The following is a 17,126-nucleotide window of genomic DNA, read 5'->3' on the forward strand; positions in this document are numbered from 1 at the left end:
CTATAGCTATTTATAATGTTTAGTAAATAACAGCTTGTAACTATGTATCGCTGGCCTGTGAAGCTTGGGGGCCAGAGGATCACAATAGCTGCACTTCGTAGCAGGCAAGCGCGGCTATACCTGGCCGATAAAAAGTTGATCCTTATCTATGGCGGGCTGAATATACTACAGTCAAAACTGTTGGCACATGGAGGTTGTTATGCAAGTATATTTAACTATCCCCATTTTTTTATTGGTCCTGGTCGTCGCTGGATGCAGTAACGCCATCACCTATATACGTAATCACAACATCGGTTACTATTTCTGCGATAGAAACCGCTTTCTCACTTCGGCAGCACTTAACGATGCTCTTGACTGGTCTCCTGACGGTAGATGGTTGGCATATACTCGGCGAAGTGCCTCATCACCTCGGAATAGCCTGTTTGTTCGCAATAAGCAGACCCGGGCCGATCGAGAACTGGTACATCATCTCTATGGTAATGTGCATTTTAATTTCGACTGGTCACCGGACAATAATACCATTGTGTTTGAGCATGATGTCTGTCAGACTTGTAATGCCAATATTTCCAGGGTCGACATGGACAGCGGCGACATTCGGTTGATGACACCGCTGTCGACCAACGATATGCAGCCTGATTGGGCTCCGGCAGGTGATCGTATTGCCTTTGTAAGTGTCAACGATACTACCGGCCTGGATATTTTCTGGATGAACAGCAACGCTACTACACGCTCACGCTTAACCAGTACTGTGGACAATGACAGCCATCCGGTATGGTCACCCGATTCCAGTCGTATCGCTTTTATTCGCACGCAGGTCGGGTCACCGCGGCAAGTCAGCATTGCCACTATTGCACGCAGTGAACGTGCAGGCGCTATTGTCACACTGGTGTCTGGCTTCGACGTTATCAGCTACTTAAGCTGGTCGCCTGATGGTTCGAAACTGTTGTTCCATGGCCGGGAAACCGGCATGAGTCGGCATGCCGTGTATACAGTTAATTCGGATGCCAGCAATTTAACCCGGCTTTCGTCGGTAAACAATGGGATTTACCGAGATGTGGAGGATATGTTTCCAAGCTGGTCGCCGGATGGCAGTCAGATTGCATTCTCCCGTGCAGCTCGATTCACCCGCAGTGATGGTGTGGAGTACAGTGGCCAGAGTATGCTGTTTAAAATGGATGCCGACGGCAGCAATAAGGTGCGTGTCGGTGACCTGGAATTTATCCATACCATCGCATGGCGACCCCGTGACATGCTGTGCTTCTAGACTGAATTTGGCTATGTGAAGGTAAGCCAATCCCTAGTAAAAAGCAGCCATTGGCCATCGGTTTCAATCTCTTCCTCAACTCAAATGATAGGCCATAGAAATAATCGCTTCACAGAAGTTGGCATGAACAGGATCACCAGTGATCTCAAGGTAGAGACGGGATTGCAGGTGATTCTTGATTTTCTTGAATACCATCGGATAAGCGCCTCTGCACTGACCGTAAGTCTGGTATCGATGACCTGGGTGCATATCGTGATTGCCAACCTGAAACGTTATCTGCCGGGTACTTACCATGGAACAGGGCAAAAATACCTGCAAGGCTACCTGGTTGAGTTTGCCTATCGCTTCAACTGGCGATTTTGGGAATCCGAGATTCCAAATCGACTTTTGAAGTTGTGCGTTGATAATGTGCCTATACCATATCGTGGAACAGGACTATAGTGTAGAGTCATCAGTTATTATGCAAACATCTCACGTTTATTCGAGATACCAACAGCCCGTGAATTAGATAATCCGGATGGTGGTGGTTGTAACCAGGAGTTAAAACCACAAACGGCAACTAATTATGAAATAGGTGTGAAGGGTATTTTAGTGAAACACAGTAATAACCGAAAAAAGAAGTGCCGCAAGTATACCTGTTATAGGGATGGTGATCAGCCAGGCATAGATGATCTTACGGATAGTGTTCCAATGAACACTATGCTTGGCCTCAGCAAGACCCACACCAAGTACAGCACCGATTAGAATATGAGTTGTAGAGACAGGCAGTCCAATGGTTGATGCTGCCACGACAGTTCCGGCAGTTGACAGTGAGGCACAAAAGGCCCTGCATGGTGAAAGTTCAGTGATCTGGGTCCCTACCGTTCTTAGAACTCTGGTTCCAAATAATACCATGCCGAGGATGATGCCAGCAGTACAGATGAGATAGATCTGTTTCAGTGCCAACTGGTTGCTCAATTCCTTTTCAGCGTTATTTAGCATATCAAGGGCTATCACAACAGGCGCTGCCGCATTGGCTACATCATTTGCACCATGTGCAAAGGCCATGGTGCAGACTGTAAACAGGATCATGGGATAGAAAGCATGTTCCACCTCATCCACATCCAGATTTAAAAAGGCAAACAGACCCATTACCGATATAACTGTACCAGCCAGCATAACCATGATGAAGATCTCATATGCTTCCATTGCATCGTCAACAAATAGTGTCATGCCTTTGAATAAGAGCGCCAAGGAAAGTGTAAAACCAGTAAGAAGGACGTACATTGGTCCCCAGCGTTTGGCGGCCTTAACAGGCGATCCAGACTCAAATATCAGGATAATGATTCCTTTCATCAGCAAGTATGCAATCGCTCCACCCAGTAGTGGTGAAATAATCCAGCTACTGGCGATAATTAAGACATCGTTCCAATGAACTGCATCAAAACCAATCCCTGCGATACCGAAACCCAGAATAGCACCAATGATTGAATGAGTTGTAGATACAGGCCATCCTCTGGCTGAGGCAAATAATAGCCAGAGACCAGCAGCCAGTAATGCTGAGATCATACCGTAGAGTAGTATGGAAGACTGGTCATTCAACTGGTCAATGTTGATAATATTGTTGCGTATGGTCTCAGTAACACTAGTGCTATGAAACATAGCTCCAATAAATTCAAATATTGCAGCCAAAACCATCGCTGTACCTAAGCCAATGACCTTTCCACCAACCGCTGGCCCCATCGAATTACTGAAGTCATTGGCACCTATACCGAATGCCATAACAAGGCCGATACCAATGATGATGTAGATCATAATGTCTGAATTTACAAACACCTCTAGCACATTATTTACCTTGCATCTGATTACTATGAAGACATATTATGTCGCAGTTAGGGTTCAATCGACTCTTAATCCGACCTCGCAATAGATACCGTTGTCTTGATTCGACGCTAACCAGCGTCGTGTAGCAGCCCATAGATGACCTGGAGTACCTCCTGCGCCGTTACGACCTTGTTCTCTCCGTAAGTTGTTGATCAAGCCGTAGCAGTGTCTGTCATCCCAATTCAGCAATGAACTAAAATATTCGTTGTAACCCCATCCTTAACAACACGGGTCCAGTTTGTATCCACTTTGGAAAGCAGATTATGGGTTAAGGAGACACTGTTGAGTCGATGAGGATATATATCCTGAGCAAAAGACGACATGGTGGAGCCTCCGAAAATATTATCCTGGAATATGCTGAAAAAATGTGTACGTAGTTATTATCTATAAAAAGTGTATGTCATATCTTTACTTATTGCTTGCAATCCCATGAATATTGAAATTATATCGAGCATCAATGCCCGTATTGTAGATCAAACTGTTTATTCACATTGAATAGCCTATTCGCATGACTTCGGCAGAGTTATTATTGGTTTCCATTTTTTAAAATGGTCTTGAGCATTGTTTCACACACCAAGAAATGTGTGATTGGCCTGTATACCTGGCAAGTATTGATCCAATTCAAACAGTAACGGCAACCCATACCTGATCAGTAAGGCTTATCTATCCTTCCACAAGATCGATGATGGGCGGATTGGGGGCACACTCATCGTAATCAACCTTGTATCGTGGGAATTCGATTTGGCTCTAGTACATGTATTTACACTACACGAGTAAATAACATTGCCATCCTGATAGGTAAAAATGAGTTAAAGGTCGTTGCTCAACCCAACTCAAAACACCCTACAATGATGGCACGACCCATGTCATATTCGAACCACTGGATTTCATAGCCAAGCTGGCGGTGCTGGTTCCCAAGCCAAGAGTGAACCTGACCCGGTTCCATGGGGTATTTGCACCCAACAGCAGACATCGAAGGTACGTGACACCCGCCCGGCGCGGGAAGGGCAACCCATCACAATGGGTGGACAAAACCTCCGAACATCGTCACCAGTCGATGACCTGGGCGCAACGTCTGAATCGCGTATTCAACATAGATGTGTCGATCTGCCCGAAGTGCGGAGGCGAAACCAAGGTGATAGCCAGTATCGAGGATCAGGCGGCCAGCAACAGAATAGTAGACGCACCGAAAGATACAACCTACTCGGGCGGGTGGGGCCCTGCCCCACCAAGTTCTTGACTGTCACTGCTCCTCATTCACTGACTTGAGTCGACCAAGAAAGCGCTTGATGCTGCTGATAACCTCGGCATCTTGCAGGATGCGCATATGTCCAAGCCCCCGGGTTATCTGGAGTTCGCTGTCTGCCCAGGCCGCGTGTACTGCTCTGCCATTGGATACCGGAATGTATCTATCCCGCGAGTCATGAATGATCAGTCCTGGAAGATCTGCAAGACGAACCCACTCCTGCATGGAAAACCGAGACCACATATCTTCACCGAAGCGCTGCTCAAGACGGCGTTTCAATTGACCGACTACCACCTCATTCAAACCCAGGAGACTTGAAAACTGCTGCAACAGGGTGGTGACGTCCTTGGGTGTAGAGATACAGACCACTGCGCTCGCACGGGCACCGTTCGAGATTGCGTGCAGCGTACACATGCCGCCAAAAGAGTGGGCAATCACTGCCGTATCATCTCCAGACTCCTGTAGCAGTTGCGTGATAAAACCGCTGATTTCGAAGATATCTGTACTGCTGCCGGAAGAGCGACCATGGCCAGGCGCATCGAAAGCGGTGACCTGGAAGCCCTGTCCCACCAGCGCCTCCACCAGAAAGGTCATCTGCCCCGCATCGCCGTTCCACCCGTGAGTCAGCAGTACTGGCTGGCCCTCACCCCATCGATAGACGCGAACTGACTTCCCGCCATATCGTCTGACTTCAACGCTGGCCTGATCCAAAACACGCTGTTCATCCGCTGTCACGGAGCGATGTTGGGTGCGATACCAGAAGTAGTTAGCCAATCGTCCTGCCAGAGAGGGAGATACCCGTGTCAGGGTAGAGAAGGCGCGCTGAACCGGTGTGCTCTTGTGCGTGTTTTTTCTGCTGCGCGGCTCGGATATGGCTTGTGCGGTCGATAGGGACATTTTCTTTCTCCTCTTGATTCTCTTCTGGGGCAGATTGCCGGTGTTGAAAAAAATATAGTCCTGGACTAGGTTGGTAGTAAGAGTCATAAATGACATCTTTAATGCCATATCCGCCATTATGAAAACGACCGTTACCGTCGCTATCGTCGCCATAGATGAGTGCATGGCCTCGGCCATCGCCGGCTCCATCGATATGCTCTACGCCGCCAACAGAATCATCGACGCCATGGGCAAAAAGGAGCTGCCCCGTTTCGAATGGAAGGTGGTCTCCGTCTCAGGCCGGCCGGTGAAAACCGGCAACGGCATGCTGCAGGCGGTGGATTGCAGCCTGAAAGGGGTAAGCCAGGTGGATGTGGTCTACATACCTGGCATGTCGGTCATCGATGAAACCCGCCTGGTGAATATCCTTGAAAGCAATAGACCGCTGATCAACTGGCTGGCCAGGCGCGCCGCCGGCAAGAGCCTGATCACCAGCAGCTGCACCGGCAGTTTTTTCATTGCCGAGGCGGGATTGTTGCGGGACAAGCAAGCCACCACCGGCTGGCCCGTGGAGGGGCTATTTGCCGCCAGATATCCGGATATCCATCTCAACAGCGGTGAGTTGCTGGTGGCAGCGGACTCCATTCTCAGCGCCGGCGCTTCCACCTCCTATCAGGACCTGATGCTGGAGGTCATTCGCCGCTATATCAATAGCAGAGTCGCCCATTTGACCGCCCGTTACCTATTGCTGGACAGCAGTCGACACTCGCAGGCCGCCTTCCGCGTCAGCAGCGTGCGAAAATATGATGACCCGGTGGTCACCAAAGCACATGAGTTGATGCAGAAGAACCTGGGTGATCCGTTACAGGTACCTGAACTCGCCGCACGCCTCAACGTGAGTGACCGGACGTTGATAAGGCGGTTTAAAAGCGCAACGGGTCAGGGACCCAATGCCTGCCTGCAAAACCTCAGGATCGACAAGGCGAAATGGCTGCTTGAGAGTACGGGCAAGTCACACGAAAGCGTAGCCAGCAGTGTCGGCTACACGGACATCAGCTCCTTCAGACGCCTGTTCAAACGCAGTATCGGCATGACCATGGGCGATTATCGAAAGCGTTTTCGCAGCAGACGCCAGACCAGAAGGCCTTTCCGACCGGAGAGCTCCCCGAGGATATCCTGACTGGAGATTTACCAGCTACGCCAATTGGTTGGGAAGATGTTTGTCTATGCGAATAAGGCATCGAGGTACACTACCAGCGCGTGGGTCAGCCCTACAGTCGTAACGTGATCTGGAATCTCAATATGATAAGACCAGCGGTCTCCGGGAAGCGCCTGTCATTGACCCCTTCGGGGAATATCCGATATCAACTCAAAGTCGCCAAGCTGGCGGCGCTGGTGCCCAAGCCCAGAGTAAATCTGACCCGGTTTCATGGTGTATTCGCACCTAACAATAAACATAGGCGTCATAATAGATGTGTCGATCTGCCCGAAGTGCGGAGGCGAAACCAAGGTGATAGCCAGAATTGAGGATCAGGCGGTCATCGACAAGAGTCCATCCTTAGGTCCGTAAACGGTGCATCCATGCACCACTTCTCTGCAGCATTTGCAGGCCATGGGCGCATTGCCACCACCGCCAGATTTGCTACCTGCTACGTGGGCCTCTCCCACTGCGGATTGGTTTGCATAGCAAGCTGTTTTTCACACTTTTCTGCACGGCAAGCAACACAAGAACAGGTTGCCTCGCGGCTTGTTGCCTGAAGCAAGCCGGAAGGCCTGAAAGGCAATGAAAGAGGGCGGATTCAACCTGAAATCCAGGGGAGTTGAGTGGATTGAGGCCGGATAGACGGTTATTTCCGGTCTATCCTGTCTCCAGTTTTTGCCATGATGGGCAGGGGTGTTGCGTTTATTCTCCGTAAACTTTTTTGCAGGCAGACAGCGGCGAGGTTTGTTCAGCCTGGAGAGTGGATTGTGCTTGCCTGCTCAGGCGGATATGCACGTGGGGTTTGTGGTGATGAAAAACCCGGATGTCGATGATCGGTTCGTTGATGCTGATCGACACGGTTAACAGTGGCAATTCCGGTGCATAGAAGTCGATCGATGATCCGGTTTTCCTGCTGACCAGCAGTTTTACCGGTTCGCGGTTACCGGCAAAGGTCGACAGGAAGGTCAGCTCAAGTTTGTCGGGTTCGTTGCGGAACTGCCAGTAGTGGTCGGATGGCCTGAGGTCGGCCACACCGGCCACCAGGGAGTCGCTGCATTGTTGGAAGATGATGTCGTAGTCGACAGGGCCGACGGGGGTTTCTATGGCCTGGCCATCCCAGGAACCGGGGAGGGAGGTGATTAGGGTTTCGATGATATTGGTCGGTGGTTGTTTTTCTGGGGTAACTGCCCAGCCACTCGTGGTGGCGATGAGCAGGGAGAAAACGATGGTGAGTTGAGTTCGAAGCATGATTTCTTAGTCTGTGATTATTGTGACCTGTTTTAGAGGGGATTGTTTTATTTTGTTATGGCAACGGGTTCCACACGCGAGAACCGGGCTGCCTCCGTAGAGAATTCAGATTGCGCGTGCGAGTCCCTTTTTAGGCATATGGCCAAATATCCATATATGTCCTATTAATCTTTAATCTTTCTTAACTTAGTCATACAACAATCCGGCAAGGCTGCACTGTTGATGTGCCAAACCGCCATGCAGGTTTCTGCTGTGCTCGTCAATAACTGAATGTGTGCTGTAGCGATAAATCCAGGGTGACGGTGCGGAGCCTATCTTTGTATGGACCTGGATTCCCCCCCCCTGTTTCTGCATTGAGCAAGTCCACAAAAACCGTATTGATTTGATGTTCGTTTTGTCGGTGATCCATATCTCCCGGGATGGCGTAGAAGCGAATGAACGCACGTCGGCAATCAAAGGGAGAGATCAAATGGAATGTTGAATGGTTAGGCGTCGTTCTGTGTGGCTTCGGACTCGTTCTTGTCCCTGAAGACGTTTAAACAAAAATCGATTGGAGAATTAACTATGACTACCACCCATACGAAACTCGATGGCATGTTTTTTATTTTGAAAAACAAAACGGTGATAACTCTCGTTACTTTAGTGCTGCCGGCAATGCTGATGTTGTTGGCTACATCAGCAAATGCGGGTTGGCGAGGCGGGTACTTTAAATGCGCCAAGACAGAAATTATCGATGTGAGACCCGCGACCATCACCGAGGGCGCGGTGGCACTGGGTCTGAGTACCTTGGCTACCGTCCTTCCGTTTGAGGTTGCAGAGTTGCTCGATTCCAGTGAGGGCATCACGGTTTTGGCGCCCACGGACGAGGCGTTTGAAAATATACCGCCTGACCTGCTCACCCTCATTGCAAGCGATCCGGATATATTGACAGCTGTTCTCTCCTATCACGTGGTGCCGAAAGAGGTCGATCCCAGAAAGGTGCGTTACATCAGAAAATACCAGACCCTTGCTGGCCAGACTTTGTTCGCCAGCAGGGATCGAAGAAGTCCTATGGTTAACCAGTCAGAGGTCGATTGCCAAGGCTACCGCACGGCCAACGGTCTGGTCTGGGTTGTCGACAGCGTGCTGCTGCCACAATTCTGAGCTTCTCAAACATCATGGCCGTCCCGCATCTGTGCGGGATACGGCTTGTTGGGATCACTGCCTTAAGAAACTGAAATGACCATACAGAGAGAGATGAATTGATTGTGCCGACAGTGATCCGATACGACAAAGGTAGCGTACATATGGATAGACAAGAGAAAGGTCCGCGCTATGATGTTAGCTGTGACTAACATAATTCCCGAATCCGAAAACATAGCGGGAGCATCTGCCAGTGAGACTGTTGACTGGCTCACTTCGGTTGCCGTTAACCGTGACCGGCATGCCTTCGAGCGCCTGTATGGATACTTCGCTCCCCGGATAAAGAGTTATATGATGAGACAAGGCACGGATGAAGCCAGTGCCGATGATCTTGCCCAGGAGACCATGGTGCAGATCTGGCGCAAGGCCCATCACTACGATCCGCAAAAAGCCGCTGCAACCACCTGGATATTCAGGGTGGCGCGTAACCTGCGGATCGACCGCTTGCGTAAGTACAAGCTGCACGAAGTGGAAATGACCGCTGAAGTGGAACCGGGCGACGATGAAGGTAGTGGCCATGAAAGTTACGAAAAGCGACCCGACGCGGACAAACTGCGTGCGCTGGTCGATACACTGCCGCAAAACCAGATGGATGTTGTGCGACTCGCCTACTTCGAGGGATTGAGCCATTCCGAGGTCAGTCTGCAGCTGTCCATACCGATCGGCACAGTCAAATCCCGTCTGAGACTTGCCTTCGGCAAGCTGCGCATGGGCATGGGAGAGAAGATATGAACATCAAACATCACCCCGATGACGCAACCATACTTGCCTATGCGGCTGGAGCGGTAACCGAGGGCTTTTCCCTGGTACTGGCAGCCCATATGGAGTCTTGCCACCATTGCCGCAGCCGTATGGCGGAGGCGAACGCCTTGGGTGGTGAATTGTTGTCTGAGATGCAGCCGGCAGCCATGTCCGCCAGCGGTCTTGAGGATGTCTGGTCGCGTATAGATAGCGGACCGGATAAAGAGTTTCCGGTCGCCACGCCCCACGCACCGGTCGATGGTGTGCCCGGGATCCTGATCCCCTATCTGCCGGATGGAATCGATTCGTTACACTGGCGCAGTTTAGTGCCGGGTATCCGCCAGCATGTGATTAACGGGGTTGAAAGCGGCCGGGGCAGTGTACGTCTGCTCTCCATTGCGCCCGGTACAACCATACCGCACCACACACATCTGGGCGGGGAACTGACCCTGGTGATCAAGGGTGCCTACACGGATGAGATGGGATGCTTCCAATGTGGTGACCTGACAGACCTGGATGCATCGGTTTCCCACCAACCGGTTGCAGAAAGCGGTGAACCTTGCATATGTCTTATCGCCACTGATGACAGGTTGCTCTTCTCAGGGGTTTTCAGCCGCATGTTGCAACCGCTCATCGGCATATGACGTTATCCGGAACCTGGCCGGCTGCTTGAGGTGATTCTGCATCGGCCAGTCCCGGTTCGCAGATCTCAACATATAACCGCGCACAACAGCTATGGCCAGATATCCGGCCTGGGGCGTGCCTTCCCGCCGGCTTCGCTTATACTGAATATGGTCGTTCTGTTTTTCTACATATCGTCACAAACATGTCCGGCCTTTTCCCGCTCGTCCACTGTCGGAGGCATATAGGGTTGCGGCATGTTGACCATCATGCCCCGCATCTTCTCGCTGCATTTACGCATCTCTTTTATCTTGGGATCGTTATTTATCTGCTTGCTGTATTTAAACGCTTTACTCATGGCCTCATCCCGTTTGCCGGCAGCACACAGGGCCTTTATATCGGCCTGCATTTTTTTCCCCTTGGCCTCGAGTTCCTCCACCTGTGATTTATCGATTTTACTGAAACACTCTTCTGCCTCTTGAGCCCGCATCATCATCTGTTGCATCTGCTGTTCACTCATGCCGGGTGCGGCATGTGCTGTATGAAACAGCAGTGATAGTGCAGCCAACGAAAACGTTACCAACTGTTTAATGTATGAAATCATTACATTCTCCATGTGAATATCTGTTTGTTTGTATCACTGAAAACGCTCTCAGGCGAGTCATCTAACCAGAGATATACCAATAATGGAAGTGATGGGTGTAGTGAAAAATTCACACCATGTGAGTGGAATGGAGTCTAAGGAAGGGTTCAAGTTCAGAATACCCCAAATGTTAAAAGACAATCTGTGGTGCTCTGCCAGGTGTGTCGATGGTGAGCTCAGAAGAGTAGAAAAACTTGACATCGAAATAATAAGTGTATATACACTATATATGCCGGAGAATAAGTTAAATTGCGATATTGGAATGTGCCAGGGAATCGGCCAGACATGCGTTATGTTCAATCTACGCAAGGCTTCCAGGGCTTTGACCCAGGTTTACGAGGAAGTCATGAAACCCAGCGGCATATTGCCGACTCAGTTCACACTGTTGGTTGTAACCCGGGGCATGGGGCCGGTTGCCATATCCAGGATGGCAGAGGTGCTGGTGATGGATCGCACTACGTTGACACGAAACCTGAAGCCCCTTGAGCGGGACGGGCTGGTGACGGTAAAACCCAGTCGGCACGACAAGCGGACGCGCGAGGTGAATCTGACAAGGAAAGGGGTAAAGCAGCTGGAACTGGCTGTACCCCTATGGCTGGAGGCGCAACAGAAGATAAAAGCATCTCTGGGCGGCGAACGGCTTGATCGTATGCTCGAGGATCTGACAGCTGTTGTGACTAGTGCTGCAACTGCGTGAGCAGTTATTTAAAGTTATTATATGTGCATATACACATATTAAGGATTTACCATGAACCTAAGTAACATTCAGCGCGAACCTGAGAAGATCCTGGTATCGGGTGCCGCGGCGGCTGCTGAATCCGATAACGCAGAAAATCATGGACACTCCATAAGGAGGGCTTAATGAAGAAAACTGTCTATCGCATTCTATTGGGCCTGGGAGCGTTTCTTATGTTCTTTCGATTCGGCGGACCGGCGTTGATCTACGGCACGACAGGTCCTGGGCCCTTTGCGGAAGTTTGGGTGGAGCCCGGCAACACCACAAGCTTGTTGCTGGACGCAGATCTTCGTTTTTTCGGTGCGTTGATGTTAGGCATCGGCCTTGTCATGATCTGGCTAATGCGGGAGGTCGAATACGGCGGGACTGTCTTGAGAATCATAGCGGGGGCTGTTCTGGTAGGCGCTGTAGCACGTATCTATGCTCTCGTTCAATTCGGATCGGCAGGTATGGCGGGTATCGTCCCCATAGCGGTTGAACTGCTCCTCCCTGTTGCGTTAATCGTGTTACAGGCATCGGTCAGTCGAGATACTCAGTCGATTTAACAATCGATGACAAATGTATCGTTTTTGAGGGGCTCTGTCCCAGCCAAGCTGATGAATGAAGACTTAGGTTGCAAAACAGATGCATTCAGGTGCAAAAGCTGCCACTCATTGCTTGCACGGGTTTATTTACACTTTTGATTTGCAGCATTCAGAAATCTTTTGTGATGGGTTGATTCTAAGCATCATGTAGTTCATGGGAATGATTGTGTGAAGAATACTGCAGATTAGACGAGCCATATGGAGATCAAGTCAATGACTACGAAAGATGTGAAAAGTGAAAAACGACCAACAGTATTGATTACCGGTGGTTCTAAAGGGATTGGATTTGAATTGGCGAAACAGTTCGCCATGCACGGCTACAATCTTGTGTTGGCGGCGCGCAGTGAGACCGATCTCAGGCAAGCAGCCGGACAATTGGAAAACGAATTTGGGTGTGTTGTTACCATATACCCGTTTGATCTGACCGCAGACGATAGTTCCACTGAGTTACATCGGCAAGTGATTGATAAGGGTATCCAAGTGGATGTGCTTGTTAACAACGCCGGGATGGGGGATGTGGGTCCCTTTGCGAAGAGTGATCTTGATCGGCAGCTCAATATGCTTAGGCTAAACATCGTTACACTGACATCGCTCACCAGGCTGTTTCTCCCCGCTATGATTGAACGTGGAAATGGACGAATTCTGAATGTCGCCTCACTGGCCGCCTATTTTGCGGGTGGTTCAAACTGGGCTAGCTATGTTGCTTCGAAGCACTATGTACTGGCATTCACCCGTGGCATGGCAAGAGAGCTTGCTGGGACGGGGGTTAAGGTCACGGCGTTATGCCCGGGAGCCACACCGACGTCGTTTGCCGGTCAGGCGGGTGCGAACGCCATGCCGATCTATCGCTGGATGCCCAAGCTTACGCCGGCAAGAGTGGCGCTCGCCGGATATCGAGCCACCATGGCGGGGCGAACCACATCAGTGCCGGGACTGCTCAACAAGGTGTTTGCCTTGCTCGGTGAGTTGCCGCCGCGGTCGATTGCGCAGTGGGTGTTTGGCATTCTCACCCGAACGCAATCAGCCACTGCGACAGAAACCAGAAGGGCCTTATGATCTATATATGGCCTGAGAGCATGGGCCTTACGATCATTGTCTAAGTAATAAGGGAAATCACGATGCAATTATCCAGCATGCCTCTGTTGATTGCTGTTGTGTTCGGATTTTTCTGGTTTCTTGTAAGTAGACTGCATCGGGCTGGGATACTGACCTCAGATCAACGGAATCAGATGGCATTACTGATTGGCGTAATTTTGATGTGGGGTATGTTTATCGGTTACCAGTCGAGTGTTGGCCGGTTTGGCAGTGAATCATTTTATAATCTGATGCCCGGGTATTGGCTGCCCTATGTACCGGTTGTTGTCGCGGTGAGCATGATGTTGTTGCTGGCGCCGCTCCGGGATGGCCTGAGAGTACTCGTGGATGAAACACCGGCCCATTGGTTGAGCGGGATACATATTCTCCGAGTCCTTGCTCTGGGTACCTTGTTGAAGGCATCGAATGATCTGTTTCCACAGATGTTTGCCTGGTTTGTGGGTGGTCCGGATCTTCTGTTCGGCGTCTCTGCCATCATCGTGACCCTGTTGTCCCGTTCAGGGTGGCTGAGTGATCGATTTATCCTCTTTTGGCATCTTGTCGGTGCGTTTACAATCGTCTTGCCGGTAGCGGGATTGATGCACCTGTTTATGGCGGAGCCCCTGTTTGCAGAGTTGTTCATGTTTCCCATGGTCATGGCGCCGGCGTTGATCGTGCCAACCCTGGTTTTGTTGAATCTGCTGGTGGCCTGGCGGTTCTACGAACAGGGAGCGTTGAAACAGTAACCACACACCTGCGGTCTTTTTAGGCGCTCTCAATCGCAGTTGTGTAATCAATATACGGCAACAGCCACACCTGATTCTTTTGCCAGTTAGAACCAGACGACAGAAGACCACCTGTGGATGGACAGTCACCCGGGGTAATCGAGGCCTGCAGGCTCAATGATTGAATACTCAAGCTCACGGTCTCTTGTGGGATTGCGTCACTGCAGGGTCCACAAAGAGGGGAAATAGTTCCAAACGTGCTGACGACGCCCTCTACAGGACCAAGCAAACGGGCAGGAATAGGGTGGTGGTTGAAAGCGATTGATAGATCTCCCTACATGATGGTGATTTATCCATAATTTCTGTATCCAGTTTGATCGTAGCTAAGCTTTGTCTGCCGTACTATCCTAACCAGATAGCTGTAGGGATAGCGGCATCCGGAGGCATAACATGATTCAAATAACTATCAACGGCTCGAAACAATCCCTCGATATCGATCCGGGAATGCCCCTGCTGTGGGCATTGCGCGATCATATGGGGCTGACGGGCACCAAATTCGGTTGCGGGATTGCCCAGTGCGGGAGTTGTACCATCCACCTTGACGGTGAACCAGTACGTTCCTGTATTACCCCCGTCTCGGAGGCGATAGGTAAACAGATAACCACAATCGAGGGTTTGAAAAGCCCCGCCGGCAAGGCGGTACAGGCGGCCTGGCGCGAGCTCGAAGTGGTACAGTGCGGTTACTGTCAGTCGGGCCAGATCATGTCGGCCGCAGCTTTGCTCGAGCGAAAATCCAAACCCACCGATGCCGAGATCGATGATGCCATGCAGGGCAATCTTTGCCGTTGCGCGACCTATGTGCGGATTCGTGCCGCCATCAAGGCGGCCGCGAATAAGTCTGTCTAGGCCGTCGGGAGGGAATCAAGATGAAGAGTGACTGGATAACCAATCTGAGTCGCCGCCGTTTCCTGGCGGCGGGTGTCGCCACCGCGGCCGGACTGACTCTGGGCATCATGCCGGTAACCCGTGCCGATATGCGCAGATCGGGGCCCGGTTTTGCCGGTGCGGCGCCAGCGGATCAAGCGGCCTTTCAGCCCAACGCCTTTCTGCGCATCGGTAGTGACAACCGGGTCACTGTGATCTCAAAACATCTTGAGATGGGACAGGGGACCTATACTGGATTGGCAACCCTGGTGGCGGAAGAGTTGGATGCGGCCTGGGAACAGGTCAGGGTGGAGGGTGCCCCGGCTGACGCCAAACGCTATCGCAATCTCTACTGGGGCGAGGCCCAGGGTACCGGCGGCAGCACAGCGATAGCCAACTCCTGGATGCAGATGCGCAAAGCGGGCGCCGCGGCGAGACATATGCTGGTGGAGGCCGCCGCCAAGCAGTGGCAGGTGAAAGCGGATGAGATCCGGGTCGAGGCCGGTCTCCTGACCCATGCGTCCAGCGGTCGCAGCGCCAGCTTTGGCGAGATGGCGGATGCCGCTGCGCAGCAGCCGGTACCCCAGGAGGTGTTATTGAAGGAGCCTGATGAATTCCGCCTGATCGGCAAGCGCCTACCTCGTAAGGATAGCCCGGAAAAGACAGATGGCAGCGCTGTCTTCACCATCGATGTGCAACTCCTCGAAATGTATACCGCTGTGGTGGCACATCCTCCGCGCTTCGGCGCCAAGGTGCGCAGTTTCGACGACAAGGCGGCAAGGGCGATCAAAGGCGTCAAACAAGTGCTGCAGATCCCTTCCGGGATCGCCGTTGTGGGGGACGATTTCTGGAGCGCCAAGCAGGGCCGGGATGCACTGCAGGTGGAATGGGACGAGAGCGAGGCATTCAAGCAGAGCTCCAGTGAGATACTCGACAGCTACCGTGAGCTGGCAAATCAGCCCGGTACGGTCGCCCGCAATGAGGGCGACAGCGAGGCGGCGATGGCCGGCGCTAAAAAGGTCATTGAGGCCGAATACAGCGTACCTTTCCTGGCCCATGCGGCGATGGAGCCGATGGACTGCGTGGTGCGCATCGATGCCTCGGGTTGCGAGATCTGGAACGGCGAACAGATGAACACCGGCGATCAGATGGCGGTCGCCGGTCTGTTGGGATTGCAGCCGGAACAGGTACGTATTCATATGCTCTACGCGGGCGGTTCCTTTGGCCGGCGGGCCAATCCCAAGGCCGACTATGTGCTCGAGGCGGTGCATATCGCCAAGACGATGCCGCCGGGGACGCCGGTCAAACTAATCTGGACCCGGGAAGACGATATGCGTGGCGGTTACTACCGGCCACTCTATCTCCACAAGCTCAAGGCGGGACTGGATGCCGAAAACCGGCCTCTGGTATGGCAACAGCGTATCGTGGGGCAGTCTATTTTAGCGGGTACCCCGTTCGAATCGGTGATGGTCAAGGATGGAATCGACCAGACTTCTGTAGAGGGTGCGGCAAATCTGCCGTACGCCCTGAAGCATATCCATATCGATCTCCATTCTCCGCAGTTACAGGTGCCGGTACTCTGGTGGCGTTCGGTGGGTTCCACCCATACCGCCTTCGCAGTGGAGTGCTTTCTGGACGAACTCGCGGTTGAGGCAGGCAAGGATCCGGTAGCCTTTCGACGCACCCTGTTGGCGGAACATCCGCGACATCTGGGTGTACTGAACCTGGCGGTGGAGAAGGCAGGGTGGGACGAACCCCTGGGCCGTAACCGTGGCCGGGGGGTGGCGGTGCACGAATCCTTCAATTCCTACGTGGCCCAGGTGGCGGAGGTCACGGTGCGCCGCGGGGTTATTTATGTGGACCGGGTGGTGATCGCGGTGGATTGCGGCGTTCCGGTCAACCCCGATGTCATCGAGGCGCAGATGCAGGGCGGTATGGGCTATGGCCTGGCGGCCACTCTGGCCAGCGAGCTGACCTTCAAGGAGGGACGGGTCGAGCAGTCCAACTACCATGACTACCGGACCCTGCGCATCGATCAGATGCCAGAGGTTGAGGTCTATATTGTACCGTCCACCGAAGCACCCACCGGGGTCGGCGAGCCGGCCACACCGGTGATAGCGCCTGCCGTTGCCAATGCCGTGTATGCGGCGACAGGTCAACGTCTGCGCCAACTGCCGCTTCGTCCCGCTTGAGGGCTT

15 protein-coding genes and 3 pseudogenes are annotated in these 17,126 nt (G+C 52.0%); 14 read left to right on the forward strand and 4 right to left on the reverse strand.

The window, feature by feature from the left end; all coding sequences use genetic code 11:
- The first annotated feature begins 199 nt into the window (after positions 1–199).
- Both AB8516_RS15395 and AB8516_RS15400 read left to right on the forward strand, forming a co-directional pair.
- A complete protein-coding gene (locus tag AB8516_RS15395; RefSeq protein WP_369161981.1) occupies positions 200–1,264 on the forward strand; it encodes a hypothetical protein in 1,065 nt (354 codons plus the stop codon).
- 234 nt (positions 1,265–1,498) lie between these two features.
- A pseudogene (locus AB8516_RS15400) lies at positions 1,499–1,705 on the forward strand (transposase); the annotation flags it as partial.
- 147 nt (positions 1,706–1,852) lie between these two features.
- Here AB8516_RS15400 and AB8516_RS15405 read toward each other — a convergent pair.
- Positions 1,853–3,058 (reverse strand): inorganic phosphate transporter, encoded by a 1,206-nt coding sequence (locus tag AB8516_RS15405; RefSeq protein WP_369161983.1) that lies wholly within the window; start codon positions 3,056–3,058, stop codon positions 1,853–1,855.
- 898 nt (positions 3,059–3,956) lie between these two features.
- On the opposite strand from AB8516_RS15405, the pseudogene AB8516_RS15410 reads away from it, so the two are divergent.
- Positions 3,957–4,283: pseudogene (locus tag AB8516_RS15410) on the forward strand (transposase); the annotation flags it as partial.
- An 87-nt stretch (positions 4,284–4,370) separates the two neighbouring features.
- Here AB8516_RS15410 and AB8516_RS15415 read toward each other — a convergent pair.
- Positions 4,371–5,270: an alpha/beta fold hydrolase gene (locus tag AB8516_RS15415; RefSeq protein ID WP_369161985.1), complete on the reverse strand. Its 900-nt coding sequence runs from the start codon at positions 5,268–5,270 to the stop codon at positions 4,371–4,373.
- 118 nt (positions 5,271–5,388) lie between these two features.
- Between AB8516_RS15415 and AB8516_RS15420 the strand changes: the two genes are divergently transcribed.
- Both AB8516_RS15420 and AB8516_RS15425 read left to right on the forward strand, forming a co-directional pair.
- Positions 5,389–6,429 (forward strand): GlxA family transcriptional regulator, encoded by a 1,041-nt coding sequence (locus tag AB8516_RS15420; RefSeq protein WP_369161987.1) that lies wholly within the window; start codon positions 5,389–5,391, stop codon positions 6,427–6,429.
- A 122-nt stretch (positions 6,430–6,551) separates the two neighbouring features.
- Positions 6,552–6,798: pseudogene (locus tag AB8516_RS15425) on the forward strand (IS91 family transposase); the annotation flags it as partial.
- A 354-nt stretch (positions 6,799–7,152) separates the two neighbouring features.
- Here AB8516_RS15425 and AB8516_RS15430 read toward each other — a convergent pair.
- Positions 7,153–7,698, reverse strand: a complete 546-nt coding sequence (locus AB8516_RS15430; RefSeq protein ID WP_369161989.1) for a hypothetical protein — start codon at positions 7,696–7,698, stop codon at positions 7,153–7,155.
- A 564-nt stretch (positions 7,699–8,262) separates the two neighbouring features.
- Between AB8516_RS15430 and AB8516_RS15435 the strand changes: the two genes are divergently transcribed.
- From AB8516_RS15435 to AB8516_RS15445, 3 genes are all read left to right on the forward strand, one after another.
- A complete protein-coding gene (locus AB8516_RS15435; protein ID WP_369161991.1) occupies positions 8,263–8,841 on the forward strand; it encodes a fasciclin domain-containing protein in 579 nt (192 codons plus the stop codon).
- A gap of 183 nt (positions 8,842–9,024) precedes the next feature.
- Positions 9,025–9,612, forward strand: a complete 588-nt coding sequence (locus AB8516_RS15440) for a sigma-70 family RNA polymerase sigma factor (RefSeq protein WP_369161993.1) — start codon at positions 9,025–9,027, stop codon at positions 9,610–9,612.
- Positions 9,609–10,265 carry a ChrR family anti-sigma-E factor gene (locus AB8516_RS15445; RefSeq protein WP_369161995.1) on the forward strand — a complete coding sequence of 219 codons (657 nt, stop codon included), beginning with the start codon at positions 9,609–9,611 and terminating at the stop codon, positions 10,263–10,265. The genes AB8516_RS15440 and AB8516_RS15445 overlap by 4 nt, the downstream gene beginning before the upstream one ends.
- 164 nt (positions 10,266–10,429) lie before the next feature.
- On the opposite strand, the gene AB8516_RS15450 is transcribed toward AB8516_RS15445, so the two are convergent.
- The gene (locus AB8516_RS15450) at positions 10,430–10,846 is read right to left on the reverse strand and encodes a hypothetical protein (protein ID WP_369161997.1); all 417 of its coding nucleotides are present in this window, start codon (positions 10,844–10,846) and stop codon (positions 10,430–10,432) included.
- 331 nt (positions 10,847–11,177) lie between these two features.
- On the opposite strand from AB8516_RS15450, the gene AB8516_RS15455 reads away from it, so the two are divergent.
- The 6 genes from AB8516_RS15455 (at position 11,178) to AB8516_RS15480 (ending at position 17,120) form a co-directional block, all read left to right on the forward strand.
- Positions 11,178–11,582, forward strand: a complete 405-nt coding sequence (locus tag AB8516_RS15455; RefSeq protein WP_369161999.1) for a MarR family winged helix-turn-helix transcriptional regulator — start codon at positions 11,178–11,180, stop codon at positions 11,580–11,582.
- A 164-nt stretch (positions 11,583–11,746) separates the two neighbouring features.
- Complete coding sequence (locus AB8516_RS15460) at positions 11,747–12,166, forward strand: DUF4345 domain-containing protein (RefSeq protein ID WP_369162001.1); 420 nt, start codon at positions 11,747–11,749, stop codon at positions 12,164–12,166.
- A 252-nt stretch (positions 12,167–12,418) separates the two neighbouring features.
- Positions 12,419–13,261 (forward strand): SDR family NAD(P)-dependent oxidoreductase, encoded by an 843-nt coding sequence (locus AB8516_RS15465; protein WP_369162003.1) that lies wholly within the window; start codon positions 12,419–12,421, stop codon positions 13,259–13,261.
- A gap of 62 nt (positions 13,262–13,323) precedes the next feature.
- A complete protein-coding gene (locus tag AB8516_RS15470) occupies positions 13,324–14,025 on the forward strand; it encodes a hypothetical protein (RefSeq protein WP_369162005.1) in 702 nt (233 codons plus the stop codon).
- Between the two features lie 429 nt (positions 14,026–14,454).
- Positions 14,455–14,910, forward strand: a complete 456-nt coding sequence (locus tag AB8516_RS15475) for a (2Fe-2S)-binding protein (RefSeq protein WP_108295048.1) — start codon at positions 14,455–14,457, stop codon at positions 14,908–14,910.
- Between the two features lie 20 nt (positions 14,911–14,930).
- Positions 14,931–17,120 carry a molybdopterin cofactor-binding domain-containing protein gene (locus AB8516_RS15480; RefSeq protein WP_369162008.1) on the forward strand — a complete coding sequence of 730 codons (2,190 nt, stop codon included), beginning with the start codon at positions 14,931–14,933 and terminating at the stop codon, positions 17,118–17,120.
- The last annotated feature ends 6 nt before the right edge of the window (positions 17,121–17,126 follow it).

The sequence above is a fragment of the Candidatus Thiodiazotropha sp. LNASS1 genome (genome assembly GCF_964212655.1).
In the GTDB taxonomy this organism is placed as follows: Bacteria; Pseudomonadota; Gammaproteobacteria; order Chromatiales; family Chromatiaceae; genus Thiodiazotropha.

Coding starts and splice junctions, on each gene's coding strand:
- AB8516_RS15430 (WP_369161989.1), bottom strand. CDS start 7,698: ATGCTTCGAACTCAACTCACCATCGTTTTCTCCCTGCTCATCGCCACC.
- AB8516_RS15420 (WP_369161987.1), top strand. CDS start 5,389: ATGAAAACGACCGTTACCGTCGCTATCGTCGCCATAGATGAGTGCATG.
- AB8516_RS15450 (WP_369161997.1), bottom strand. CDS start 10,846: ATGATTTCATACATTAAACAGTTGGTAACGTTTTCGTTGGCTGCACTA.
- AB8516_RS15395 (WP_369161981.1), top strand. CDS start 200: ATGCAAGTATATTTAACTATCCCCATTTTTTTATTGGTCCTGGTCGTC.
- AB8516_RS15475 (WP_108295048.1), top strand. CDS start 14,455: ATGATTCAAATAACTATCAACGGCTCGAAACAATCCCTCGATATCGAT.
- AB8516_RS15415 (WP_369161985.1), bottom strand. CDS start 5,270: ATGTCCCTATCGACCGCACAAGCCATATCCGAGCCGCGCAGCAGAAAA.
- AB8516_RS15470 (WP_369162005.1), top strand. CDS start 13,324: ATGCAATTATCCAGCATGCCTCTGTTGATTGCTGTTGTGTTCGGATTT.
- AB8516_RS15445 (WP_369161995.1), top strand. CDS start 9,609: ATGAACATCAAACATCACCCCGATGACGCAACCATACTTGCCTATGCG.
- AB8516_RS15465 (WP_369162003.1), top strand. CDS start 12,419: ATGACTACGAAAGATGTGAAAAGTGAAAAACGACCAACAGTATTGATT.
- AB8516_RS15405 (WP_369161983.1), bottom strand. CDS start 3,058: ATGATCTACATCATCATTGGTATCGGCCTTGTTATGGCATTCGGTATA.
- AB8516_RS15455 (WP_369161999.1), top strand. CDS start 11,178: ATGTTCAATCTACGCAAGGCTTCCAGGGCTTTGACCCAGGTTTACGAG.
- AB8516_RS15460 (WP_369162001.1), top strand. CDS start 11,747: ATGAAGAAAACTGTCTATCGCATTCTATTGGGCCTGGGAGCGTTTCTT.
- AB8516_RS15435 (WP_369161991.1), top strand. CDS start 8,263: ATGACTACCACCCATACGAAACTCGATGGCATGTTTTTTATTTTGAAA.
- AB8516_RS15480 (WP_369162008.1), top strand. CDS start 14,931: ATGAAGAGTGACTGGATAACCAATCTGAGTCGCCGCCGTTTCCTGGCG.